Annotated in this window: 14 protein-coding genes; 1 reads left to right on the top strand and 13 read right to left on the bottom strand. The window is 69.3% G+C overall.

From position 1 onward, the window contains the following. Positions 1-114 precede the first annotated feature (114 nt). The 11 genes from ACM6LU_RS15165 to ACM6LU_RS15115 all read right to left on the bottom strand — a co-directional run bounded on the left by ACM6LU_RS15165 (position 115) and on the right by ACM6LU_RS15115 (position 20,006). Positions 115-1,503 (bottom strand): cytochrome P450, encoded by a 1,389-nt coding sequence (locus ACM6LU_RS15165; protein ID WP_414938302.1) that lies wholly within the window; start codon positions 1,501-1,503, stop codon positions 115-117. Positions 1,504-1,943: 440 nt separating this feature from the next. After that, the gene (locus ACM6LU_RS15160) at positions 1,944-2,705 is read right to left on the bottom strand and encodes a VOC family protein (RefSeq protein ID WP_414938301.1); all 762 of its coding nucleotides are present in this window, start codon (positions 2,703-2,705) and stop codon (positions 1,944-1,946) included. Positions 2,706-2,742: 37 nt separating this feature from the next. After that, entirely contained in the window at positions 2,743-5,682 is a 2,940-nt protein-coding gene (locus ACM6LU_RS15155) for a type I polyketide synthase (protein WP_414938300.1), read from the bottom strand. Further along, positions 5,669-9,265, bottom strand: coding sequence for an FkbM family methyltransferase (locus ACM6LU_RS15150; protein WP_414938299.1), 3,597 nt, complete (start codon positions 9,263-9,265; stop codon positions 5,669-5,671). The genes ACM6LU_RS15155 and ACM6LU_RS15150 overlap by 14 nt, the downstream gene beginning before the upstream one ends. After that, a complete protein-coding gene (locus ACM6LU_RS15145) occupies positions 9,262-10,545 on the bottom strand; it encodes a serine hydrolase domain-containing protein (protein WP_414938298.1) in 1,284 nt (427 codons plus the stop codon). Before ACM6LU_RS15145 ends, ACM6LU_RS15150 begins: the two co-directional genes overlap by 4 nt. A gap of 2 nt (positions 10,546-10,547) precedes the next feature. Continuing rightward, entirely contained in the window at positions 10,548-13,457 is a 2,910-nt protein-coding gene (locus ACM6LU_RS15140; RefSeq protein WP_414938297.1) for a type I polyketide synthase, read from the bottom strand. Continuing rightward, the gene (locus ACM6LU_RS15135) at positions 13,454-16,291 is read right to left on the bottom strand and encodes an amino acid adenylation domain-containing protein (protein WP_414938296.1); all 2,838 of its coding nucleotides are present in this window, start codon (positions 16,289-16,291) and stop codon (positions 13,454-13,456) included. Before ACM6LU_RS15135 ends, ACM6LU_RS15140 begins: the two co-directional genes overlap by 4 nt. After that, positions 16,288-17,514 carry a serine hydrolase domain-containing protein gene (locus ACM6LU_RS15130; protein WP_414938295.1) on the bottom strand — a complete coding sequence of 409 codons (1,227 nt, stop codon included), beginning with the start codon at positions 17,512-17,514 and terminating at the stop codon, positions 16,288-16,290. Before ACM6LU_RS15130 ends, ACM6LU_RS15135 begins: the two co-directional genes overlap by 4 nt. A 15-nt stretch (positions 17,515-17,529) precedes the next feature. After that, a complete protein-coding gene (locus tag ACM6LU_RS15125) occupies positions 17,530-18,573 on the bottom strand; it encodes an aldo/keto reductase (RefSeq protein ID WP_414938294.1) in 1,044 nt (347 codons plus the stop codon). Between the two features lie 29 nt (positions 18,574-18,602). Continuing rightward, on the bottom strand, positions 18,603-19,229 hold the full coding sequence (locus ACM6LU_RS15120; RefSeq protein WP_414938293.1) for a nuclear transport factor 2 family protein: 627 nt from the start codon (positions 19,227-19,229) through the stop codon (positions 18,603-18,605). An 84-nt stretch (positions 19,230-19,313) separates the two neighbouring features. Further along, complete coding sequence (locus ACM6LU_RS15115; protein WP_414938292.1) at positions 19,314-20,006, bottom strand: nuclear transport factor 2 family protein; 693 nt, start codon at positions 20,004-20,006, stop codon at positions 19,314-19,316. Between the two features lie 211 nt (positions 20,007-20,217). Here ACM6LU_RS15115 and ACM6LU_RS15110 point away from each other — a divergent pair, with 211 nt between their 5' ends. Beyond that, positions 20,218-20,646, top strand: a complete 429-nt coding sequence (locus ACM6LU_RS15110; RefSeq protein WP_414938291.1) for an ester cyclase — start codon at positions 20,218-20,220, stop codon at positions 20,644-20,646. A 452-nt stretch (positions 20,647-21,098) separates the two neighbouring features. Here the strand turns inward: ACM6LU_RS15110 and ACM6LU_RS15105 are convergent, their stop codons facing one another. Together ACM6LU_RS15105 and ACM6LU_RS15100 are read right to left on the bottom strand one after the other, a co-directional pair. Continuing rightward, positions 21,099-22,343 carry an ABC1 kinase family protein gene (locus ACM6LU_RS15105; RefSeq protein WP_414938290.1) on the bottom strand — a complete coding sequence of 415 codons (1,245 nt, stop codon included), beginning with the start codon at positions 22,341-22,343 and terminating at the stop codon, positions 21,099-21,101. Positions 22,344-22,452: 109 nt separating this feature from the next. Next, positions 22,453-24,570, bottom strand: coding sequence for an SRPBCC domain-containing protein (locus tag ACM6LU_RS15100; RefSeq protein ID WP_414938289.1), 2,118 nt, complete (start codon positions 24,568-24,570; stop codon positions 22,453-22,455). Positions 24,571-24,638: the final 68 nt, after the last annotated feature.

Genomic DNA, 24,638 nt, shown 5'->3' with positions numbered 1-24,638 from the left:
GAACCAACTCCATGGCGAGTCGGTTCGACCGTGCGGAAAGTCTTGCCGCACCGTCGAAATCGATTCTTTCACCGGCGTCGTGGCGGTAACTTCTTCGGCGTTGCTGGGCGGCCCTCAGCCGAAATCGACCATGGACCGGATCCCGCCGCGCAGCTCGGTCCAGCCCGCGATCGGGCCGCCTGGCGCGCGCAGGCGCACCGGGAGTCCCCGCTTGGGCTGGGAGACCATCAGCCCGCCACAGTCCACTCGCGACCCCGGCTCGACCTCGAACCGCCACCGCCGCAACAGGATCGCCAGGATCTGGCGCATCTCCATCGTGGCGAACCCCGAACCGAGGCACATCCTGGGTCCGGCGGCGAAGGGCAAATAGCCGTACGGTCCGGGATCGTCGTCCAGCCAGCGGTCGGGGACGAACCGGTCCGGTCGGGGGTACAGTTCCGGCAGGCGGTGGGTGATGTAGGAACTGAAGATCACGTGCGCGCCGGTGTCCAGCCGATACGGGCCGAGGTCCACCGGCGCCGAAGCGACCTTGCTCCACCACATCACCGGCGGCAGCAGCCGGAGGCTCTCCTTGATCACCCTGTCCAGCAACGGAAGCTTCGGGGCCGCGTCCTCGGCGGCGCCGAGTTCGTCGACGACGTCGCCCAGGATTCCGGGATGCGCGCAGAGCAGCAAGAGGGTCCAGGTGAGCGCGCTGGCGGTGGTGGCGTGCCCGGCCATGAACAGGAAGGTGGTCTGGCCGATCAGCTCGTCATCGGACAGGCCGGTGCCGTCGTCGTCGTTGGCCTTGGTCAGCCGGGTGAGCACGTCCGTGCCGCCGGTCTCCCCACCGCGGCGCGCCTCGATGAGCCCGCGGACGGTGGTTTCGAGGCTTCCGGACAGCTTTGTCAGCCTGCGATAGGGAAAGCCGGGCAGATCGACCGGCACCGCGAGCGCGGGCATCGAGAACACGGTGTCCATCCAGTCCTGCAGGAGCGAGCTCGTGGCACGGCCTTCCCGCTCGGGTTCCAGCCCCAGCAACGTTTTCACCGCGACCGCCATGGTGATCGCGCGCATTTCGGCGAGCAGATCGACCTCCGCGCCTGCCCGCCAGCCCTCGATTTCACGCCGCGTGATGTCCGCGATGTCCGGCGCGTACGCCTCGATGTGCCGTCGCTGCAACGCCGACGCCATCAGTTTCCGCTGCCGCCGATGCTTCGCGCCGTTCATGTTCGTCAGCCCCGCGTAGAGCCGGCTGAGCGGCGAACCCTCGGACATCCGCACCGGCGTCGACGCCGCGTCGATGTTCTGGAACAACTCGCTGTCGCGAAGCACGATCTGGTTGTAGCGCGGCGAAAACACGAAGACGTAATCCGTCGTCCCGCGCGCGAGCGACGCGATTTCCCCGTACTGGCCGTGTAGTCGTCGCAGATACTTCACCGCGTCGAAGGCGAAGACGGCGAAGTTCCCACGGACACCGACCAGCGGCAAGGCGCGCGGGCCGGGAATGACAGTCGTCGTCACCCCCGAACGGTGTCACCCCGCCACCCACGCAGCTTCTTCGCTCTTGCTGGGCCGGATGGCGGGTCCGTGAAGGCCTCCTTGAGGGACCCAGAGTCCCTCAAGGAGGCCTTCACGGACTTCGGGCAAGGTCGTGTAGGCGTGCAGGGGTGACCACACCACCGCTGCCCTCTCTGAGGGGTAAGGCAACGGTGTCGTGTTGGTAAGGCCCGGTCGGTCGAGACGGTGCTCCACGCGGCACGACACACCCGCAGGACTGCTGTCCCCAAGGCGACATCGGGGACAGCGGCCCTCGTCGGCGCGGTGGTCGTGAGTGGCACTTACGGGTAGGGCCAAACGTGTTCTAGGTACCTACGGCGGACCTTCACACCTTCAGGTGGGCAGGCCGCGCCGGGGACGACATCGTTTCAGTGGAACCCGACACGCCACCCTTGCCCTGCCCCTCAAGACTTCGCGGGGCGGGTGATGACGGCGAAGCGGGCACCGGCGGGGTCGGTGAGTACCGCCATGCGGCCGAACGGGGAGTCCTCCGGTTTTTCGACCACCGTGCCGCCGTGTTCGGTGGCGACCCGTACCGCGGCGTCGGTGTCTTCGACCTGGAAGTACACCAGCCAGGCCGCGTGCCCCGTCTTCGGCCTGGCTTCGTGGCTGTAGCCGAGGATCCCGGCGACTTCCGTGCCGTCGGCGCGCAGCTGAACGTAGCTGTACTTGGGGAACGGGCGTTTGGCTTCGAGGCCGAACACGGTCGCGAAGAACTTTCCCGCCGCCTTGGTGTCCTTGCTCGACGCCTCCGCCCAGCAGGGCGCGCCCGCTTCGTTCACCAGCTCGCTGCCGTCGAAGGACTCGCCCCGCCACAGGCCGAAGTATCCGCCGGTGGGGTCGGCGACGATGGCCATCGTGCCGCCGGGGACGTCGTGTGGTTCCTTGATCACCTTGCCGCCGGCGGCTTCCACGGCGTGCGCGGTCGCCGCGGTGTCCCTGGTGGCGAGGTAGATGTTCCAGTGGGAGTCGTCCTCCGGCTCCCCGGTGCTGATCGCCGCGACCGCCTTGCCCCGGATCGTGGCCTGGTGATAGCGCCACTCGCTGTCCGCGAACTCCCAGCCGAGCAGGTGCCGGTAGAACGCGTGCACCGGTTCCGGCTCGCGGACGGTCAGATCGAACCAGCACGGTCTTCCCGGCGCGTAGGGTTCAGTCACTTCGCTCATCTGCGGGCTCCTTGTGGAGACAGTGGTCGTGCCGGTCCTATTCTGCCGCCGGATCGCGCCCCGGCGCGTGTTCCGGCGCCCGGTCACCCGATTGTGCGCGTACGGTGTCGACGCAGTCCGCCAGTCCGGCCACGGTGGGGGATTCGATCAAGGTGAGCAGCGAGAGTCCGGTCCGGAAGCGTGCGTTGACCCGTTTGATCACCTCGGCGACGAGCAGCGAGCTGCCGCCCAGTTCGAAGAAGTCGTCGTGCACGGACAGCCGCGGCACGCCGAGCGCCTCCCGCCAGATCGCGGCGATCACCCGCTCGGTCTCGGTACCCGGCCCCGAAAAGTCCACGGTGGACGCGACCGGCCCGGAACGGCGAGGGCGGCGGGAACGGCCGCGTTTGGCGTACCAGTGCCGTTCGCCCTCGAACGGATAGGTCGGCAGCGGTATCCGGCGCCGGTCCTCCCGCGCGGCGAAACCCGCCCAGTCGATCTCCACCCCGGCCCGCCAGAGCCTGCCGAGCGCGTCGAGCAGCGCGGGCGGCCCCGTAGCCGGATGCAGTGACGCCACGGCCAGCCGGTCTTCCCGTGCCCGGACGAAGGTGCTCAGCGTCCGGCCGGGCCCGACCTCCAGGCACACCCGGCCGGGGTGGTCGAGCAGGGTCGTCACGCATTCCGCGAACCGCACGGTGCCCCGCAGCTGCCGTCCCCAGTACGCCGGGTCGGTCGCCTGCTCGTCGGTGATCCAGGTGCCGGTGAGGTTCGACAGGAACGGGATCGACGGCGCGGACAGCCGCACCCCGGTGAAATATCGTTCGTACGGGGCCACGATGGGGTCGAAGAGGCGGGAGTGCCCCGCCGTGCCCAGCGGAATCCTGGCGGAGGTGACATCACGCGCCGCCAACCGGGACTCCAGGTCGTCGATCAGCTTCGCCGCACCGGACACGACACAGGTGCCGGGGGTGTTCACCGCGGCGAGATCGAGCCGATCCCCCATGAGCGCGCGGGTCTCGGGCTCCGGCAGCGCCACGCTGAGCATCGCGCCGGGCGCGGTGCTCTGGACCAGCCTCGCCCTGGTCAGCACCGCCCCGAGCGCGGCGGGGAAATCGAGCACTCCCGCGAGGTGGGCGGCGGTCAGTTCACCGAGGCTGTGCCCCAGTATCGCGGCCGGGCGTACGCCCCAGGATCGCCACAACACGGAGAGCGCGTCTTCGACCAGGAACAACGCGGGCAGCTGGGTCAACGGCCGGTCGGAGATCCGCTCGCCGCCGAGCAGCGCGCCGGACAGGTCGGGCCCGTCCAGCGTCGCGAGTTCGGCGAGGCCGTACTCCAGGCGTTCCCGGAACACCGGTTCGGCGGCGGCCAGCCCGGCGGCGAGACCAGGCTTGCCCGCACTGCCACCACCGGGGAACAGGAACGCGACCGGCCGGGTTTCCGGTGGTGTCCGGTTCACGCGGGGCGCCTCGCGCAGCGCGAAGACCGCCTCGGCCCGGTCACGGCAGACGACGGTGCGCCGGTACGCGCCGGGCTCGCGGCCGATCTGCAGGGTGTAGGCGGCATCGGCGAGATCGACTTCGGTATCCAGCCGCGTGACGAGATTCGCCGTCAGCGTCTCCAGCGCGGAAGCGGTCGCGGTTGACAGCGCCAGCAGCTGGAACGGCCTGGACGGTCGTGGCGGTGGGCTCGGCGGGGCCTGCTCCACCACCAGGTGCGCGTTCGTTCCACCGATGCCGAGCGAGCTGATCCCGGCCCGGCGGACGCCCTCGGCCGACGGCCACGGAGTGCGCTCCGCGTTGACGTGGAACGGAGTGGTCGCGAAGTCGATTCGCGGGTTCGGCCGCCGGTAGTGCAGGCTCGGCGGGAGCGTCTCGTTTTCGAGGGAGAGGACCGTCTTGATCAGGCCGGCGATCCCGGCGGCCGCGTCGAGGTGACCCAAATTCGTCTTCACCGAACCGATCGCGCAATAGCCGGTACGCCGGGTGCCGCGCTGGAACGCCGCGGTCAGCGCGGCGATCTCGATCGGATCGCCCAGCGCGGTCCCGGTGCCATGAGCCTCCACATAGGACACTGTCGACGGATCGACTTCGGCGTGTGCCAGGGCCTCGGCGATCACCTCTGCCTGGCCGGTGACGCTCGGCGCGGTGTAGTCCACCTTGGCGAAACCGTCGTTGTTCACCGCCGAGCCCTTGATCACCGCGCGTACCGTGTCACCGTCGGCCATCGCGTCGGCCAGCGGCTTGAGGACCACCACCCCCGCGCCGCTGCCGAACAGGGTGCCGCCGGCGTCCGCGTCGAAGGCCCGGCAGTGCCCGTCCGGCGAGAGCACGCCGCCTGCTTCATGCCGGTAGCCCGCCCTCTGCGGCACCTTCACCGACACTCCCCCGGCCAGCGCGAGTTCGCATTCGCCGGTGAGCAGGCTCTGGCAGGCCAGGTGCACGGCCACCAGCGAGGTGGAACACGCTGTCTGCACGGACATGCTCGGCCCGGTGAGCCCGAGCTTGTACGACACCCTGGTGGCCAGGTAGTCCTTGTCGTTGGCGATCAGGGTGAGCAGGTAGTCGTCGCGCAGCCGGTCCGCGACGCCGCTGTGCAGCAGGTAGGTGTTCAACGCCGAACCGGCGAAGACCCCGATCGCGCCGGGGAAACGGCTCGGCGCGTAGCCCGCGTCCTCCACCGCGGTCCACGCGCATTCGAGGAACACCCGCTGTTGTGGATCGAGCGCCGCGGCTTCCCTTGGCGAGTAACCGAAGAAGGCGGCGTCGAACCGGTCGTGCCCGTCGAGCAGCGGCGCGGCGCGGACGTATCCCGGCCGGGTCCGCTCCCGCCACCCGATCCCGGCGGACCGCAGGTCACGGTTGGTGAGTTCGGTGACGGATTCCACGCCCGCCTCGAGATTCGCCCAGAACTCCGCGCTGCCGTCGGCACCGGGGAACCGGCAGGCGAGGCCGATCACCGCGATCTCGTGGCCGTTCAGGCCGTCAGCCGGGTCCATGACGCCTCCGGGCTCGCTGAGCTATCTCGCGCCTGCGCGCTCCCCGACGCCGTCCGGAGGTACCGACGGGCTCCGCCGCCTGCTCACCCGGCCGGAGCAGCGCGGCCATCGCGCGGATGGTCGGGCGTTCGAACAGGCTGGTCGGGGGTAGCGTGGTACCCGCCAGTTCGTCGAGCCCGGTCATCAGCCGGACACCGAGCAGCGAGCTGCCGCCGAGGTCGAAGAAGTTGTCGTCCACCCCGACCTCGCGCAGCCCGAGCACTTTCCGCCACAACACGGCGAGCTCGCGCTCCACGTCGTCGTCCGGACCGCGGAAAGCGTTCGGCAGCGCCGGTCTCGACCGCAGGTTGGCCCGGCGCACCGCGGCCAGGATGTCCTCGGGGGTCCGCAGTTCGGTCGCGACCCGCTGGTACCAGGTGGACGGCAGGCCGCTGGATACTGTCCGGGGTGTCCGGGGTGTCCGGGGTGTCCGTGGGACCGGCGGCGGAGGGGTGGACGGCCGGAACTCCACCCGGGAAGCCGTTTCGGCCGCCATGGTGAACGACTCACCGGCGACTTCTTCGAGAAAGCGACGCGCGGGCTCATTGCGTCCGGTCGCGGTGAAAGACAGCTCGATCCGGGTGAGCCCCCGGTGCGACGCGGACCCCCCCAGCGCGGCCAGCATCCGGTGTTCCACGCCGCGCCCGAGTGCCCGGCAGCTGAGCAGGAACGTGTCCACCCGCAAGGTTTCCCCGTCCGCTACGGAAAGAACGACCCCGACCAGTCCGTAGTCCCCGAACCGGTCCGACACCCGGACGGTGTGGCAGTCCAGCCCGCCCGAGCCGAACAGGTCCCGCAGCTCCGCCTCGGTGCGGCGGACAGCGCTGGTGGTGAACTGGTTGGTGCGCTGCGTGAGCTGAGCGATCCGCGGCAGATCGCGGTCGGCGTACGTGCCGATGCGCACCACGAGTTCCAGACCATCCAGAAAGGACTCGAAGGTCAGCGCCCGCTCCCGCGCGGTTCGCCGTCGACGCTCCGCGAGATACCTGGCCGGACGTTCCCGATCCTCGTCGGTCGGCCGAGCCCGGTCGAAAGCCCAGACGTGATCGAGAAAACCGGGGATCTCCTCAACCTGTGCGGGCAGCTGGAGGGTCAAAACCTCGGGAAGGTTCGCGCGCACTTCCGCGCACTCGACCGGACTGTCGTCCAGGAAGACGAAGGTGTCCGTGCCGAAACCGAGTTCGTCGGCGAGTCCGGTGAGCCCGGTCGATTTCGGCTGCCAGCCCACTCGTCGCGCGATGATGTGCTCGTCCCGCACCGGCAGGTCGGTCCGCCGGTCGAAAACCGCTCGCACGTCCTCGTCGTTGTTCCTGCTGCACAGGCAGAGCAGGACCCCGTCCCGGTGCCGCGCGAGCGCGAACTCCTGCACGGCGGCTCTCGGCTGGACTCCGTCCGGTCCGTCCTCGCCGCAGTATCCCTCCCACAGCGTCTGATCGCAGTCGAGCGCGAGCGCCTTGACCGGCCGGTGCGTGGACAGCTTGCGCGCGATCATCGTGCCCAGCGCCGCGAAGTAGGCGGGCCGGTAGGGAATGTGCCCGAGCCGCTCGGCGTCGGGATCGTCGGGGTCGGCCACCGGGTAGGCCCGAGCCAGTTCAGCGGTGGTGATCAGCTCGACGCCGGGAATCCCGGCGAGGCCCTCGGTCAACTGTTGCTCCGCACGTTTCAGCACGGGATCCCGCCGGGCGTCGGCCGAGGGTGGGCACAGTGCGATCAGGCAAGGCAGGTCCGCGCCGCGCACGGCGTCGATGAACTCACCGGCCACTCGGTCCAGGTCGACGGTGCGGTTGGCGCCCGGACGGCGCGCGAAGACACCGGCGAACCCGGTGCCGAGCAACAGTTCGTCATCACGATCCACGACGACCTGGAACCCTTTGTCGCGCAACAGGCTCGCGATCCGCTCCGCGCCATCGGGATCGTGCGCTTCCAGCACCAGTTGGCGGATGCGGGGCCACTGCTCGTCCCCGATCCCGGCCAGGATGTCCTCCTCGCTGCCCTCGGCGTCGATCTTGAGCAGGTCCACCCGTTCGACGCCTTGCTCGGCGAACATCGCGGACAGCGTGCGGACCCGCCTCGGCAGGACTTCGGCGGCCAGCCGGTCACGAGTGAGGTGATCCACGAGTTCGGTGGACTCGTTCCGGAGTACGTTCGCGACGACCGCGGTCACGGCGGCGTGGTCACGTTCGGCGTCCGCGGCGAACCCGGAGAACGCGGGCGACCGCGAGTAGCTCGTGAACGGGAGTTCGCCGTCGACAGCGGCGAGCCCGTAGTCGAAGATCCTCGTCTCGGGCGCGTACAGCGCGGTGTTGCGGCGCAGGGCCTCGAACGCGGGCGGGTTCGGTTCGAAGGCGTACACCTCGGCGCCAGGACAGCGACTCCGCACGAACAGGCTGAACAGCCCGATGTTCGCACCCACGTCGAAGACGGTGTCGCCGTCGCGCAGTTCGATACCGTGCCGCAGATAGGATCGCCGGGTGAAGATCTCCTCGTACAGGTAGTCGGTCTCGTACGGCACCAGGTGTGCGATATCCCCGATCCCGGGCAGCCGGTGCCGCCGGGACCCCGCCAGTATCGAATCCCGGGTCGCCGAGTCCGCTTCGGACACTAGCGGAGCGATCGGGGAAAGCCAGTCCTGAGGCCGGATCAGCAGCACGTTCGCGCCGTCGCGGTTACCGGACAGCAGGCCGCCGGTGTCGAGAAGCTCCTGGAACACCTGCTGGTACCCGGCGAATTCGACGGACACCGGGATACCGAGCTGCCCCGCCCAGAAGGACAACGTCTCCTCGATGGGCTCGGCCGTGAACGTCGCGGCGACAGCGATCCGCAGCGGCGATGACTCCAGGAAGCGCAAACGCGCACCGAAGACCTCGGCGGCGACCCGGCCGTCCGGATCGGACAGCAGCATGTCGCCGACGAGTTCGTCACCGAGCTCGCGAAACCTGACGCGTACCGTGCCCATCCGGCCCGGCGAGCGGTGCAGGACCAGCCGATCCCAGCCCGCCAGCACCACGGCCCGCCCGGCCGCGGCGGCGGCCAGCAGCTGCATGGCGGTGTCCAGTACCACCGGATGCAGGACGTGCCCGCCGACCGGCACCGGGATCCGCAGTTCGGCGGTGGCGGCGCCCTCCCCTGAGCAGTACCGGTCGATCCCGCGGAACGCGGGCCCGTAGTCGTTCCCGGCCTTACGCAGGGCGGCGTACGGGTTCGCACCAGGAAGTTCCTCACCAGGGGCCGGGGGTTCCCATTCACCGGCGGGAACTTCACCGCGACGGATCCGGCCACTCGCGTACCGGACACCGTCGTCGCCGGTCGCGGTGAACTCCCGCCAGCCGTCGATCGGCGGCCCGATCGTGGTGTTCAGTGCCTTGGTGCCCTCCGCCGGAACCACGAACACCCGGTCGAACCGGACATCGTCCACAATGGAGGGCACGGCATCTTCGAGCGCGCTCAGTGCCAGGTCCAGGTACACCGCGCCGGGCAGCACGAGCGTGCCCTGGACCCGATGATCGGCCAGGTACGGGAATTCCCTGAGCCCGAGCCGGGTCATCGGCTGCCTGTCCTGGCGTCACCCACCGCCGGGACGAAGACGCGGAAGATGACCTTCAGCCCGGCGCCCATGTTCGGGGTGGTCGCGATGTTCGGCAGGCGCTGGCTGAAGAACACGCCGAGCAGCGGGTCGGCCGAGTCCAGTTCCAGCCAGCAGTAGGTCATCTTGCTGCCGAGGTGCTCCAGGGTGCCGGAGCCCTGCCCGTACGGGGTGTTCGCGGTGCGGTAGCCGAAGCCCATGGTGTGCCCGAAACCGTGGTCGTCGACGAGCAGCTTCACGATCTCCGGCGACAGGATCCGCCGCTCTCCCGCGCGGCCACCGTCGCGCAACACCCGCAGGAACGCGAGCAGGTCGCCGACGGTGGTCATCATCCCGCCGTCCGGGAAGACGAACCGCCAGCCTCGGCGGAACTTGTCCCAGCTCCCGTCCGGGCCGGGCGCGACCTCGGGTGGCAGCGCGCCGTCGCGGGTGATCATGGTAATGTCGGCGATCCGCGCGCGCTGTTCTCCGGTGACACCCTCGCCGATCCGCGCGTCGATTTCCGCGTCCCCGGTCGGTTGCGCGACGAAGAACGAGTCGGTCATCCCGAGCGGTTCGAACAACCGCCGTTTCAGGTAGACGTTGATCGACGTGCCGGTCAGTGTCTCGGCGATCCGCGCCGCGATCACGTGGTTGATCGGGCTGTAGAAGTACTCCGCGCCCGGTTCCTTCACCGGCTCGTAGCACTCCATGAGGGCGGCGCTCACCTGCTCCACGGTCAGCGTGCGGGACGGCCTCGGCCGCCCGTCGACAAAGAGGTATTCGTTGGTGCCGCCCGGATAGCAGGTCCATTCCGAGGTGGGCCCCAGGCGGGCGTCGGCGTCGGCGAACGACGGCGGCGGTCCGCCGGGGTCGTTGCACGGGGTCGCCGGACTTTCGGTGTAGTGCTGGATCGTCGGCAGCCCGGAGGTGTGCTGAAGCAGGTGCCGGACCCGGATCTTCCGCTTGGACGGCGAATCGGCGTAGGCGCCCATCCCCGGCAGTCGCCACACCTCGGTCTCCACGTCGAGCATGCCGTGCTCCTCCAGCGCGAGCAGCACGGCGGTCGCGGTGAACGCCTTGCTCATGGTGCCGATCTCGCAGATGGTCCGCTCGGACCAGCCGTCGCCGACCGCGCTGATCAGCGGCCCGTCCGCCCGTGTCTCGGCCCCCAACACCGCGCCCGGCAGGTTCGCCGGATCCGCGCGCCGCGCCTCGGCCACCCGCTCGACGGCCCGCGCCCACCACTCCGGACTGTTCATCCTTACCTCCATGATCGCGCCAGCTCGCTCCGGACCCGGAAGACGTCCTCGATGCGCTCGGCCAGCTCAGCCACCGTCGGCGCCTCGACCAGGCTCAGCACCGGCAGGTCGAGCTGGAAGGTCGCGCCGAGCCGGGCCACCACGTCCGGGATCAGCACCGAATGCCCGCCGAGGTCGTAGAAGTTGTCGCGCACCCCGATGTCCCGCACGCCAAGCACGGCCTGCCAGACGCCGATCACCGCGGCCTCGGTGGGCGTGCGCGCCTGCTCGGTGTCGGCCGTTTCTTCGCGCGTTTCCTCCGGGGGCGGCGGGACCGGCGCGGGTATCGTCGCGCCGTCCGGTTCGTACCAGTGACGCCGACGCTCGAACGGATACCCCGCCAGCGGCACCCGGCGTCGCTGTTCGTCCCCGGCCAGCGCCTGCCAGTCCACCTCGACCCCGGACAGCCACAGCCTGCCGAGCGCGGCGAGCATTCCCGCCTGCTCCGGCTCGCCGGAGATCGACGGGAACGCGGTGAAAGCCGCGGGCTGACGGTGTGCCAACCCGCTCAGAGTGTGCCCAGGGCCGACTTCGAGCAGCACCGGGCGATCCAGCAGGCTGAGCGTCCGGAACCCGTCAGCGAGCCGGACCGGCCGGCGCAGCTGTGCCGCCCAGTACTCCGGCGAAGTCGCTTCGTCGGCGGTGATCCAGGTGCCGCTCACGCCGGACACGAAGGGGATTTCCGGTGGTCGCAGCGTGCACGCGGACAGTTTCTCCAAGAACGGCGCGACCGCCGGTTCGACCATCGCGGAGTGGAACGCGCGAGAGACGTCGAGGGGGTGCACGGACACCTTCAACCGGGTGCCGAGTTCCCGGATCGCGGCCGGTGGCCCGGCCAGCACACACCTACCGGGGCCGTTGATCCCGGCCAGCGAGATGTCACCGTCCAAATAGGACTGACAGGCCGCTTCCGTGAGGGCGACCTCGATCATCGCGCCCTCGGGCAATCCCTGCGTCAGCCGCCCGCGCGTCGCGACCACCGACACGGCGTCCGCCGGCGTGAACACCCCGGCGAGACAGGCGGCGGTGAGTTCCCCGATGCTGTGCCCGAACAACGCCGACGGCCGCACCCCCCAGGACCGCCACAGTTCGGCGAGCGCGTAGGACACGCTGAACAGGGCGGGCTGGGTGTATTCGGTCCTGGTCAGCCGTCCGTCGCCGATGATCTCCCGCAGGTCCACGCCGAGTTCCGCCGCGAAGAGCCCCGCGCAGTGATCGAACGCGGCCCGGAAGACCGGTTCCGACGCGGACAATCCGGCGCCCATCCGAAGCCGCTGCGCGCCCTGGCCCGGGATCAGGAACACCGGATTCGCGGCGCCTTCCGGGCAGTCGCCGGTCCAGGCGCGACCGGCGGCCGGCGCGCGCAGGCCGGTCACCGCGTCCGCCGGACCGGTGCATACCACCGCCCGGCGATGCCGGAACGGCCGCCTGCCGACCCGCAGGGTGTGGGCAACGTCGGCCAGTTCGGCGTCCGGCCGGTCGGCGAGATCCGCGGCCAGCGCGGCGGTCGCGGCGTTCAGCGCGGCCGGGGTCTTCGCCGACAACACCAGGAGTTGCCACGGCCGCGACGGTGCGGCAGGCAGCGGTTCCGGCGCTTGCTCGAGAACGAGGTGCGCGTTCGTGCCGCCGACGCCGAGCGCGTTCACCGCGGCTCGCCTTGGCCCGTTCCCCTGCCAGGGGGTGAGCGCGTGGCACACCGAGAACGGGGTGGCGGCGAAGTCGATGCCAGGGTTGGCTTGGGTGTAGTGCAGGCTCGCCGGGATCTCCGCTTCCCGCAGCGCGAGCACGGTCTTGATCAGCCCCGCCACCCCGGCAGCCGCGTCGAGGTGTCCCAGATTCCCTTTGACCGAGCCGAGCAGGCAGTATTCGCGGTCGTCGGTCCATTCCCGGTACGCGCGGGTGAGCGCCTCGACCTCGATGGGATCGCCGACCCTGGTACCGGTGCCGTGCGCCTCCACGTAGCCGATGGTCGACGGGTCGACGTCCGCGTCGGCGAGTGCCTCCACCACCGCCGCCGCTTGCCGGTGCACACTCGGCGCGGCGTAGCTGACCTTCTCCGCGCCGTCGTTGTTCACCGCGGAACCCTTGAGCACCGCGTGCACGGTGTCCCCGTCCGCCAGTGCTTCGGCGAGCCGTTTGAGCACCACGACACCGGCGCCGCTGCCGAAGATCGTGCCGTCGGCGTCCGCGTCGAACGGGCGGCAATGCCCGTCACCGCTGAGGATCCCGCCGCGTTCGTAGCGATACCCGGCCCGGTGCGGGACCCGGACCGAGACCCCACCGGCCAGCGCGAGGTCGCACTCGCCGTGGTGCAGGCCCTGCGCGGCGAGGTGTACCGCGACCAGTGAGGTGGAGCAGGCGGTCTGCACGGTCAGGCTCGGACCGGTGAGGTCGAGTTTGTAGGACACCCTGGTGCTGAGGAAGTCCTTGTCGCTGGCGGTGAGGGTCCGCACGTACTCCCCGGTGAACCGCGACAGGAGCCCGCTGAACAGCAGATACGTGTTGATCGCCGCGCCGCCGTAGACACCGACCGGTCCCGGCTGCGCGCCGGGGTCCTGTCCGGCGTGTTCCAGCGCCGACCACGCGCATTCCAGGAAGATCCGCTGCTGGGGATCGATCATCGCGGCCTCGTTCGGCGAGTATCCGAAGAACTCGGCGTCGAACAGGGACGGGTCATCGAGTACGGGCGCGGCGCGAACGTAGTCCGCACGGTCCAGCAGCGCCTGCTCGACGCCGTTCTGCCGCAGTTCCTCCTCTTCGAAGAACGAGATCGACTCCACCCCGGACCGCAGGTTGCGCCAGTATTCGCCGAGGTCACGCGCACCGGGGAGCCGGCAAGCCATCCCCACGATCGCGATGTCGGCGCCGGTCATCCCGGCTCACCGGCCCGTCTGCGTGCCCGGCGAAGCCGCCCACGATCCCTTTCCCCGCTGAAGTCAGGTGTGCGCCCGCGATCGTCGAGGGCGGCCGACAGCGCTCGCACGGTCGGCAGGTCGAAAAGCCGTACGAGCGGTAGCCGCGGGTCGAAGGTTCGTCGCAGTTCCTCGATCACCTGGGCGGCTTTGAGCGAGTTCCCGCCGAGGTCGAAGAAGTTGTCCGCCACGCTCACCGCGGGTACCCCGAGCACCCTGGCCCAGATCTCGGCGACCGTGCGTTCGGTGACGGACCCGGCCCGCTGGAGTGTCGGCGCCCCGAGCGCGGGTTCCGGCAGCGCGTCGAGATCAACCTTTCCGTTGGGTGTGAACGGTAGCCGCGGCAGTACCGTGATCACCGACGGCACAAGGTGGTCCGGGAGGCTCGCCGCGAGTTCGCGACGTAGCCGATCCCCGAGCGTCCGCGCCTGTTCGGCGAAGATCGGATCGGTGGCGTAGTCGGCGGGCTTGCGCGCCGAAGTCCTTTGTGGACTGGCCGGAGCCGGCGCCCCCGGGTGGTGGAACACGGCGTCGAACGCATGGGGATCGGCGGCCCAGCCGATCTCCGCGGCGAGCCCGAGCCGCTCGGCCAGCCGCCAGAATTCCTCCGGGTGTACACCGTGGCCGGTCAGCCGCGCGTTCGGCACACCGCGGATACCGAACGGCGGAATCCGCTCCCGCAGGACGTCCGCCGGTTCCCCGTCCAGCGGCCAGTCGAGCCAGTCCGGCTCGCCGGTACCGGCCTTGGCCCCGATCCGGAGCACCACGTCGTACCGGAAGCGGGTCAGCTCGTTGTCGGCCCACCCTCGCCGGAGCTGGACACGCACGTCCCCTATCTCCGGAAACCACTGAGCCAGCGCGGGAAAGAGGTCCGGGTCGAGGACCAGCTCCGGCTCCTGGCGGACCCGTTCGGCGACCGCCTGCCCTCCGCGTCGCGAGCCGACCGAGCGATGGAACTCCTCCAGCAACGGCAGGCTGCGCAGATCGCCGAGGAAGATCGCACCGCCGGGCCGGATCGCCCGGACAGCCTTGCGCAGCACCCTGAGCAGGTAGTGGACGCTGGGAAAGTGCTGCACCACCGAGTTCAGCAGCACCAGGTCGAAGGTCTCACCGGCCATCCCGGAGAAGTCGTCCGCCCGCCGGTTCAACAGCCGCACCTGAGGCAACCCCGCGACCTGTGGGCCCAGCTCAGCGAGGGCGACCGCGGAGAAGTCGGTACCCCAGTAGAGTTCGGTCTCCCCGGCCAGGGGTAACAGCAGCAGGCCCGTTCCGCATCCGATCTCCAGCACCCGACGGGGACGCAACTCCCGCACCCGCGCGACCGTCTGCTCCACCTGCTCGCGCATCTCCGCCTCCGGCACCGGCTCGCCGGTGTAGCTGCTGACCCAGCCGGTGATGTTGAACCGCGGATCACCGCCGTCGATTCCCCGGTAGGTCACCTCGTCGTACAGTCGCCGCCACTGCCCCACCACGCCTTCGCCGCTCGAGCGGTCGGGCACCACCCAGGCGTCGAGACGGGCGGGTTCACGTCTGGCCACCACCACGGCCTGAGCCACGCCGGGCCTGGCTGTCAGCGCGGCCTCGACCTCGGCGGGTTCGACCCGGAACCCCCGCAGCTTCACCTGCCGATCGCGGCGGCCGAGATGGTCGAGCGCGCCGTCCGGGCGGTACCGGCCGAGGTCGCCGGTCCGGAACAGCCGGGCGCCCGCCACCGCGACGAACCGGGCGGCGGTCGCGTCCGGCCGCCGGTGGTATCCGAGCGCGAGGCCGTCCCCGCCGAGGTACAGCTCGCCGACCGCATCCGGGCCCGCCGGCCGCAGCCGGTCGTCGAGCAGGTGGATTTCGGTACCGGGCACGGGAAAGCCGATCGGAACGGTGGCCGCGTCCGGTGGGACCTCACGCACCTCGTACCACGTGGAGAAGACGGTGTTCTCGGTCGGCCCGTAAGCGTTGAGCAGGCGTCCAGGGCGACCGGCCGCGAGGACCGCGCGTACCGTCGCGGCATGCACGGTGTCTCCGCCGACGAGCAGCTGCGCGACGGTGGCGAAGGCGTCCGGGGCGGTCGCGGCGATCAGGTCGAAGTGCGCGGAAGTCAGCCACAGTAGGGAAATGCGCTGAGCGCGCAGTTCGGCGGCGAAGCTTCGCGGGTCCAGCACCAGTTCGTCGGGAAAGACGACGAGGCAGGCGCCGGCGGCGAGGGCGCCCCAGATCTCGAAGGTCGAAGCGTCGAAGCAGATGTTCGACGCGTGGGCCACCCGGTCGGCCGCGGCGACCGGGACGAACTCGTTCCCGTGCACCAGCCGGAGCACCGCGCGATGCGGGATCACGCTGCCCAGCGGCCGCCCGGTCGACCCGGAGGTGTACATCACACACGCCGGATCCTCTGGGGTGGTTCCCTGCTCCGGTGGATCGTCCCTTTCGGACAGTCCATCCAGGCACAGTGGATCACCGGGCAGCCTGTCCGACCATCGCCGGGAGGTGAGCGTCAGGGAGACCGCCGCGTCGGCGCACAGGAACTCGATGCGGGCGGTCGGCAGCGCGGGATCGATCGGCAGATACGCCGCACCCGTCTTCAGCACTCCCAGCAGCGCGACCGCCAGATCCCCGGATCTCGGCAGGCAGACCGCGACCAGCGATCCCCTGCCGATTCCCCTGGCCAGCAGCAGCTGAGCCACCGCGTTCGCACGCCGGTCCAGTTCGCGGTAGGTCAGGTGATCCGCGCCGTCGATCGCCGTCGCGTCCGGTGTGCGACCGGCCTGCCGGCGCACCACCTCGTGCAGGCAGGGCGCGGTCATCGCGCGCCCTTGCTCACCAACGGGACGAAACCCCGGAAGATGGCCCGCATCCCGTCGACCATGTTGTTGTTCACGATGGCGTTGGCGAGCCGCTGGCTCAGGAACACCCCGTGCAGCGGGTCACCGTCGCGCGGATCGCACCAGAAGTAGGTCATGATGTTGCCGAGGTGGTCGAGCGTGCCCGGCCCCTGGCCGTACGGCGTGGTGCTCCGCCGGTACCCGAACGCCATGGTGTGGCCGAAACCGTGATCGGTCACCATCAGCTTCACCACCGCGGGCGGCAGTACCTGCTCGCCCTCGTGCACCCCGTCGTCGCGCACCGCGCGCAGGAACGCGAGCAGGTCGGCCGCGGTGGTGTACATCCCGCCGTCGGGGTACACGAAACGCCAGTTCCGCCGCAGGATGTCCCACCCGCCGTCCGGACCGGGCGCGACCTCCGGTGGCCACTGTCCGTCCCGGGTGATCAGGGAGACTCCGGCGATTCGCGCCCGCTGCTCCGCCGTCACGTCCTCGTCGACGCGCGCGTCACCGGTGGGCTGCGCGACGAAGAAGGAATCCCGCATCCCCAACGGCCGGAACAGTTTCTCGGCGAGGAAGACGTTCGGCGACTTGCCGGTCAGCCGTTCCACCAGCCTGCCCGCGACCACGTAGTTCGCCGAGCTGTAGGTGTAGTCTGCGCCGGGCTCGTGCCGAAGCGGGTAGGTCCGCATGATGTGCTCGCTGACCTGGTCCAGGGTCAGCAGGCGGGACGGCACGTACCGGCCGTCCACCAGGATCGGCTCGTTGGTGTAGCCGGGTGAACCGATCCACGGCACCGTCGGCCCCACCAGTTCCGCGCCGGGCAGGACCGGTGGTTCTTCCTCGGTGGCGAGGAAGACCGGCATCCCGGTGGTGTGCTGCAACAGATGCCGCACCCTGATCCGGCGTTTCACCGGGTCCTCGCGGTAGATCTCCATCCCGGGGAACTCGGCGACCGGCGACTCGACGTCGAGCCGGTCCGTCTCGGCCAGCGCGAGCAGCACCGCGGTGGCGGTGAATGTCTTGGTCATCGAGCCGATGTTGCAGATCGAACCGGCGGACCAGCCCTCGCCGACGGCCGCGACCAGCGGCCCGTCCGCGCGGGTCTCGGCGGCGAACACCGCGCCAGGCAGGTTCTGAGGGTGTTCCCGCTGGAAGTCCGTCATCCCGTCGACGACCCCGGACCACCACCGCGGCGTGCTCATCTCCGCCCCGCCCGGCTAGCCGCGGCCACTGTCGATGAGGTCGACGTGATCGCCGTACATCAGTCTGCGCACCATGCCGCTGCGCAGGAAGTCGTGCGGGAAACCGAGCTTGATCCGGCTCACCGCGCTCAGCCTGTCGACCTGGTCGGTGGACAGCTCGAAGTCGAAACAGGCGGCGTTCTCCTTGACCTGCTCCACCGAAGTGGCACCGAAGATCGGGATGGTGCCACGGCGGCGGAGCCAGTTGAGCGCGACGTGCGCGGGCAGGCAGCCGATCTCACCGGCGATCACGCACACCTCCTCGGCGATCGCCACGGTCCGCTCGTTCCTCGGCAGGAACCGGCTCATCACCGGATCGTCGAGCCGTCGCGGCCTGCCCGCGGCGGAGTCGTCGCGGGCAGGCAGGTACTTGCCGGTCAGCCAGCCGCTGGCCAGCGGAGTCCAGGCGGCGATGGCGAGGTCGAGTTCCTTCGCCATCGGGACGAACTCACGGTCGACGTCCCGTTCGACGAGGCTGTACTCGACCTGCAACGCGCAGAACGGCGTCCAGCCGCGCAGTTCCGCGAGCGTGGTGGCCCTTGCCACCTCCCACGCCGGCGCGTTGGCCACGCCCACGTGGAGCACCTTCCCGGCGCGCACCAGGTCATCCAGCCCACGCATCAGCTCGTCGACCGGGGTAAGCGCGTCCCAGGCGTGCAGCCACAACAGGTCCACGTAGTCGGTCTTCAGCCGGCGCAAGCTGTTCTCCACCGAGCGCAGCATGCTCTTCCGGTGCCCGCCCGAGGCGTTGACGTCGTCCGGGGCGAGGGTGCCGCCGAACTTGGTCGCCAGCACCACCCGGTCCCGGTCGCCCTCCAGGTACTCGCCGAGGTATACCTCGGTCGGCCCGTAGGTGTGCGTGTCGATGAAGTTGCCACCGGCTTCCAGGAAGGCGTCGAAGATCCGGTGCCCGTCCTCTTTGGACACACACCAGTCGCGGCCCGCCGCGTCGAAGGTCATCGTGCCGAGGCACAGCCCCGACACCCGAAGCCCGCTCCGGCCCAGCAGCGCGTATCTCATCGATGCCTCATCCTGTTCTGGACGCCTGACTACGAATGCGCCACCACGGCTTCTTCACCGCCGGAGGGGATCTCCGTCATCTGCGAAGCCTCGAGCCGCCAGTGCGCGTCCTCGAACACGTAGGTGTGCATGGTGCGGTACGTGCCGGAGAAGTCCGTCTCGTGGACATCGCCGGTACTGAGGTTCCTGGTCTCCCCGGAGCCGCTCATCTTCACCGTGCTGGTCAGCACCGCGGCGCCGGGGCCGTGGATGTGCAGTGATTCCTCGGTCGTCTCGAAACCGTCGCGGCCGAACGAATCGAAGTGCACGAGCCCGGAAAGGATCACGGAGATGCTCCGCTCCCGGTTCTCGTTGTGGCCGAACGGGGTCACAAAACTGTAGTCCTCGGTCATCAGCGCTTCCAACCGCGACCGGTCGGCCTCGACCTCTTTCTCACCAAGGGTTTTCACCGGTTCGGCGCCGGTGCGCCCGGCTATTTCGTTGTACTTGGCGGTGATCTGCGCCGATTCGGCGACCACCGCCCGCACACCCTGTTGGATCCGTTCGATCTCGCCACCGTCCAGCCCACAGGACCGTGCGCTGGACGCGTCCACCGTGAACTGGCCGATGGTCTCTTCGAGCTGCTTTTCGGAAAGCCGCGTTTCCGGTGCGGACATGGTCTTCCTCCTTTGCCGGTCAACTGATCATTGTCCGGCGGCGAGGGGTTCGCGGCGCTTCTTCCTCCTTGCGGTTGAACCGGTTCAGTCTTCCGGGCGCCAGTCGGCGGGACGGTCGGTACCCGGACCGGTGGCGAACCGCACCTTCGGCTTGGGCGCGTCGGTCATCTGCGACGCGGTGAGCTGCCAGCGTCCGTCACGGAACGTGTAGGTGTGGATCGTCCGATAGGTAAACTCGCGCGGCTTTTCGGTGATCCGACCGGTGCCCTCGTCCTCGGTGAGCCATTTGCCCTGCATACTGAACGTGCCGGTGTACACGGCCGTGTTGCCGTGGACCTGGAGCACGTCCTCGGTCGTCTCGAAACCGTCGCGGCCCAATGCCTGCGGGCGGATCGCGCCGGACATCATCCGATCGATACAACGTTGCTTGCCGACGATCTCACCGTGCGGAGCCACCAGCCGGTACTCCTCGCCGACGAGGTGGTTCAGCAGTGCCCGGTCGGCGTCGACCTCGGCCTGGTCGATCAGTTCCGCCACGGGCTTGCCCGTGCTCTTCGCCAGCCCCTTGATCTTGATGTACTTGTCGCTGATCGTGGTGGCGTCGGCGACCAGCTGCTTGATCGCGACCCGCGTCTCGGCGATCTGCTCCTCGGTGAGCCCGGCCGCCTGCGCGCCGCTCTCCTCGACGGTGAATTCGCCGATGGTCTGGTCGAGTTCTTCCTTGGTCAGGTCTGTCCATTTCTCGCTCTGGCTGCGTTGCTGCTTCTCCACCGACATGACCCGCTCCTTCGTCGACCTCTCGGTGATCGCTGCTGGAAAGTCTGCCCCGTACCAGGTTTTGTCTACTTCTTCAGTGTTGCTTATGCGGGCTGGCAAGGCTGAAGAAGTAGTTCTTCCCTGGAGAGGACAGCATTTCGGTGGGCAGGAAATGACCTCACCGCTCGCTCCCGCGGGCAGGTGCCATCCGGCACAAGGAAGGCGACTCGCGATGTCGACTGAGGAGAACAAGGATCTGGTCCAGCGCTACATAGCGACGTGGAACCGCGGGGACCTGGAAGGCATGGCGGAGTTCTGGGCGCCCGACATGGTCCACCACACCCGGATGGGCAGCCACGGCTTCGAGTCCGTGCTGACCATCGTGTCCGACTTCATGCGGGCGTTCCCCGATTTGCAGTTCACCATCGAAGACATCCTCGCCGACGGCGACCGCGTCGCCACCAGGATGACCGCGACCGGCACGCACACCGGCAGCTATATGGGCAAGGAAGCCACCGGCAACAAGGTGAGCTGCTCGGTCTTCGGCATCGCGCGCGTCCAGGACGGCAAGCTCGTGGAGCACTGGGGCGTCACCGACGAACTGCACCTGATGGAGCAGGTCGGCCTGGTGCCAGAGGAGTACCTGGCCGCGATGGCCTGATCCACACCTTCCGCCACCGCCAGTCCATCGAACCCGCGTGATCAGAGCCGTAACACACGTGTTTGGAGGCGCATCACGCGTGCTTGAACACGTAACACAGGACTAACGGCTCCAAGCACGCGTGACGTGCGCCCCTTTTGAAGCGTGTCGCGAAAGCCACTTTCGGGACGTCAGACGTCGCGAAAGTGGCTTTCGCGACACGCTGGACCGGCACACGTACGAGCAAAGATGGCGGCGGAGGTAGCCCTCACCGCCACTCACAGTCGCCTGTAGTACATGATGGCCCCCTTCCTAGCGCCTAGGACAGGAAGGGGACCTTCATGTACTGGGCAAGGTGCAAAGGCCGAATTTTCTCGGCAGAATCGCCTGAAGGGACCTTCACCCGGCATCGCTGTGACTACCGGGGTTCGCGAGACCGACAGGAACCGTTCGATGTCCCCTTCCTTGAGCTTTCAGCCGCGGGCGACACCGACCTGCTGGAAGTCCGCTTCCTCCGAAAGTCGCCGGATGGTCCCGTCCAGCACCGTCAGTGACATCAGCGGAAAGGCGAAGTCCGACGCGGCGTAGATCCCGTACTTCTGCTGCAGCTGGAAAACTTTGTCCCCGAACACCTTCATGTCGAACTCCGCGTCCGGTCCCGCGTGCTCGGCCACGATCACCGCCATCTCCGCGACGAACGTCGCACGATCCACGTCGCCCGGATCGACCGCGCTTTCCAGCACGATCTCGCCGCAACGCTCACCGTCGCCAAGGGCGAGGCAAGCGAAGAACTCGCCGATCAATTCCCGCACCCGCTCCGGCAATTGCACGCAGTATCCGGCGTCGAGGATCACCACGCGCTGGTCACGAGTGAGATAGACGTTGCCGGGATGCAGGTCGCAATGCACGAACCCCTCGGCGAACATCATCCGGTTGGCCGCTTCGAGGGTCCGCTTCGCGAGTGCGGCGCGGACGTCGGTCGGCAGTGCTTCCGGCGTCGCGGTGTCCAGTTGTGGCAGGTACTCGAACAGCAGACAGTCCGCTGTGGACAGTTCGGGGTACACCGCGGGTACCCGGATCTGCGGGATCTCGGACAGGCACTGCCGTAGCCGGGCGATGTTGCGGGCCTCGCGGGCGAAGTCGAGCTGGCCGAGGATGGCGGTGCTGATGTACCCGACGAGGTCCGCCATCGGCATCCCGCGCATCTTCGGCATCTTCTCCATCCGGCGCACCATCGACCTGGTCAGTGCCAGGTCCGCGCGCATGCGGCCCTCGATACCGGGGCGCTTGAGCTTCACCGCGACCACCCGTCCGTCGCGCAGCTCGCCCCGGTACACGCAGGCGATGCTCCCGCTGGCGCTGGGATCCGGCGCCACTTCCAGACCCTCGATGTCCGCCTCCCGCAGGGCACGGGCCGCCTTGCGCCGGGACATCGGCCGCACGGCGTCGTGCAGGGTGCTCAGCTCGTCGCAGAGCGCGGCAGGCATGGTGTCGCGGCGGGTACTGGAGGTCTGCCCGAACTTCACGAAGGTCGGCCCGAGTATCTGCAGCGTCCGCACGAAGCCCCGGTAGGCCACTCGTTTCGCTCGCTTCGGGCCGCCCGTCACGAGCCCGCCCAGCATCAGGAGCAGCACAGTGAGGCCGGACCCGAGCAGCACGGCGACGATGGTGACGAACCTGGTGAACAGCCTCCAGCGGGAAACAGAGGTGTCGGGCACTGCGTCTCCTCGTGTCGCGTGAGCTTGCTTGCTTGACGTTCGGGTTCGCTGCGGCGATCTCGCGTGTTTGAAAGGCGATCACGCGTGCTTGGAAGGCGAACTCGCGTGTTCAGGGACGAAGCAGGTACAACGCGTTCATCGGGCTCTGCAGCGGGATCTCCTCGGTGCTGGTGAACCCGGCCCGAACCGCCAGTTCGGCCAGCTCCGCGAACGGCAGGCCGAGGGTGCCCAACGCGGGCCCGCCGTCGGCCAGCGCGGACGGCACACAGTAGAGCGTGCTGGTGGCGTACAGGATGGTTCCGGGTGCGCCGCGGTTGTCCTGCGCGTCGGCGGCCGCGTTGCTCTCCAGCACCAGCAGCACACCCCCCGACGGTTCGAGCGCGCGGTGCGCGGCCGCCAGCAGCGCGGGCGGGTCGGGCGCGTCGTGCAGGACGTCGAACATCGTGACCAGGTCCAGCGGTCCGGCCATCCCGGACGTCGCGTCGGTGGCCTCGAACCGCGCCCGCCCGTTCAGACCGGCCTCCTCCGCGGCCGCGGCCGCTCTGTCCACATTGGGCTGGTGGAGGTCGTACCCGGTGAACTCGCTGTCGGGGAACCGCTGGGCCATGGCGAGCACGGCACGCCCGCTGCCGCTGCCCACGTCGGCCGCCTTGCCGCCCCGCTCCAGTGCCTCGGTGAGCCCGGGGACAGCCGGTAGCCAGTGCTCGACCAGCATGGTGTCGAGCCAGCTCGCACTCATCTGTTCCATCGCCTGGTAGAGGCCGTCCGGGTACTGCTCGTGCGGTATGCCCTGCCCGGTCCGGAACGCCTCGGCGACTTCGTCGAGCATTCCGGCCAGCGGCGGCACGAGACCGTACGCCGGCGCGAGGCACAGCGGTGACCGTTCGTCGGCGAGCACGGCGGCTCGCTCGGGAGGCAGTGTGAACCGCTCGCTGCCGGAGTCGAAGTCCAGGTACCCGGCGCTGTGCAGGCCCCACAGCCACTCCCGCACGTATCGCTCGGCCAGGTCGGTCCGCCCGGCGAGTTCTTTCGCCGTCGCCGGACCGCCGGCGAGTGCGCCGAACAGACCGAGCCGGACGCCCAGCGCCGCCAGCACCGAGGCCATCGCGCCGCCGAGGTCCCCCATCACCTTCTCCGCGAAACCCATGGCGGCGGGGAAGTCCAGCTCGGCGGTGGCGGCCTGCCCGTTCGCGCCGCCTCCGCCGGAGGACCAGCCGTGCGGTCCGGCGGGCGGCCCCTGCGGGGCGAACAGCATCTGCGCCCTGGCGGCCGCGTTGATCCAGAACCCGGTGAGCAGCTTCCGTTCGGTCACCGGGTCCTGGATGTCCAGGCGTTCCCAGTCGAAGTGGAACACCTGGAGCAGGCTCTGTCCGAGGCCGGTCGGTTCGATCCACATCCGGCCACCGAGCGCCGACCGCCACGACGGCCGCCGCAGCTCGAACTCGACATAGGGCATGTAGGAGGGGAATTCCTGTGCGGTGTCCACCGTCTTCGTCACCCGCAGTTCCACCGTACCGCTGGCGTCCCCCATCATCAGCGTCATCGGGTCGTCGACGTCGAGGGAGCCGGAGGTCCGCTGCATCCAGTGCTTCACCGCACCGGGGCTGGTCAGCGCCTCCCACGCCTGGAACGGCATGGCGGGTAGCGGAATCTGCAGGTACGGCCCCATCCGGCGCCACGGCCACCGGGTGTTCGTCCCGGTGCGCAGATAGCCGACGAGCTGGTCCACGATGCCGGGCCAGCCCATGCCGTTCCAGGACCGCCAGTCCGAAGGCGGGTTGGTCGCTTCTTCCACCACCGTCACCGTGGTTCCGTCGGCGCCGGGGGTGAGGGTCCAGGTGACCGACGTCGCCGGGCCCACTCCGACCCAGCGCCACAGGTACTCGAGGGTCCCTGGCCTCGACGACGTCGGCGCGACCGCGCGCGTGGTGGAACAGTAGAAGAACTCGCCGTCTTCGAAGTCCAATGTGGACTCGGTACCGGCGCTCGCCCACCCGCCGTGCGCGACAGCGAGCCATTCACGCAGATGCTGTGGGTCGGTCAACGCGTCCCACACGACGTCGGCGGTGGCCGGGATCTGGCCCATCGTGACGAGCCTCTCCCACCGGTCCTGCGCCACCGGGAAGGAGACCCCGCCGAGCGGGGTGAACGCACTCGCGGTCGCGGTCAGATCGAACCCGGGTGCGGCCGGGATGCCGGCGAACCCTCCGGCTGGACGCGCTGCCATCGCCTGCCCCTTCGGCCGATTTCCCTTTGTTCCCAACACGCTAGGGCGACCGGTGAACCGGCTACTTC

Origin of the sequence: Amycolatopsis sp. cmx-11-51 (assembly GCF_047608665.1) — a bacterium.
Lineage (GTDB): Bacteria > Actinomycetota > Actinomycetes > Mycobacteriales > Pseudonocardiaceae > Amycolatopsis.
The sequence above is the reverse complement of the archived record's forward strand: the minus strand, read 5'-3'. Positions and strand labels throughout refer to the sequence as shown.

Excerpts from the sequence above, each read along its gene's own strand:
- ACM6LU_RS15160 (WP_414938301.1), bottom strand. The coding sequence starts at position 2,705 with ATGAGCGAAGTGACTGAACCCTACGCGCCGGGAAGACCGTGCTGGTTC.
- ACM6LU_RS15155 (WP_414938300.1), bottom strand. The coding sequence starts at position 5,682 with ATGGACCCGGCTGACGGCCTGAACGGCCACGAGATCGCGGTGATCGGC.
- ACM6LU_RS15150 (WP_414938299.1), bottom strand. The coding sequence starts at position 9,265 with ATGACCCGGCTCGGGCTCAGGGAATTCCCGTACCTGGCCGATCATCGG.
- ACM6LU_RS15145 (WP_414938298.1), bottom strand. The coding sequence starts at position 10,545 with ATGAACAGTCCGGAGTGGTGGGCGCGGGCCGTCGAGCGGGTGGCCGAG.
- ACM6LU_RS15140 (WP_414938297.1), bottom strand. The coding sequence starts at position 13,457 with ATGACCGGCGCCGACATCGCGATCGTGGGGATGGCTTGCCGGCTCCCC.
- ACM6LU_RS15135 (WP_414938296.1), bottom strand. The coding sequence starts at position 16,291 with ATGACCGCGCCCTGCCTGCACGAGGTGGTGCGCCGGCAGGCCGGTCGC.
- ACM6LU_RS15130 (WP_414938295.1), bottom strand. The coding sequence starts at position 17,514 with ATGAGCACGCCGCGGTGGTGGTCCGGGGTCGTCGACGGGATGACGGAC.
- ACM6LU_RS15125 (WP_414938294.1), bottom strand. The coding sequence starts at position 18,573 with ATGAGATACGCGCTGCTGGGCCGGAGCGGGCTTCGGGTGTCGGGGCTG.
- ACM6LU_RS15120 (WP_414938293.1), bottom strand. The coding sequence starts at position 19,229 with ATGTCCGCACCGGAAACGCGGCTTTCCGAAAAGCAGCTCGAAGAGACC.
- ACM6LU_RS15115 (WP_414938292.1), bottom strand. The coding sequence starts at position 20,006 with ATGTCGGTGGAGAAGCAGCAACGCAGCCAGAGCGAGAAATGGACAGAC.
- ACM6LU_RS15110 (WP_414938291.1), top strand. The coding sequence starts at position 20,218 with ATGTCGACTGAGGAGAACAAGGATCTGGTCCAGCGCTACATAGCGACG.
- ACM6LU_RS15100 (WP_414938289.1), bottom strand. The coding sequence starts at position 24,570 with ATGGCAGCGCGTCCAGCCGGAGGGTTCGCCGGCATCCCGGCCGCACCC.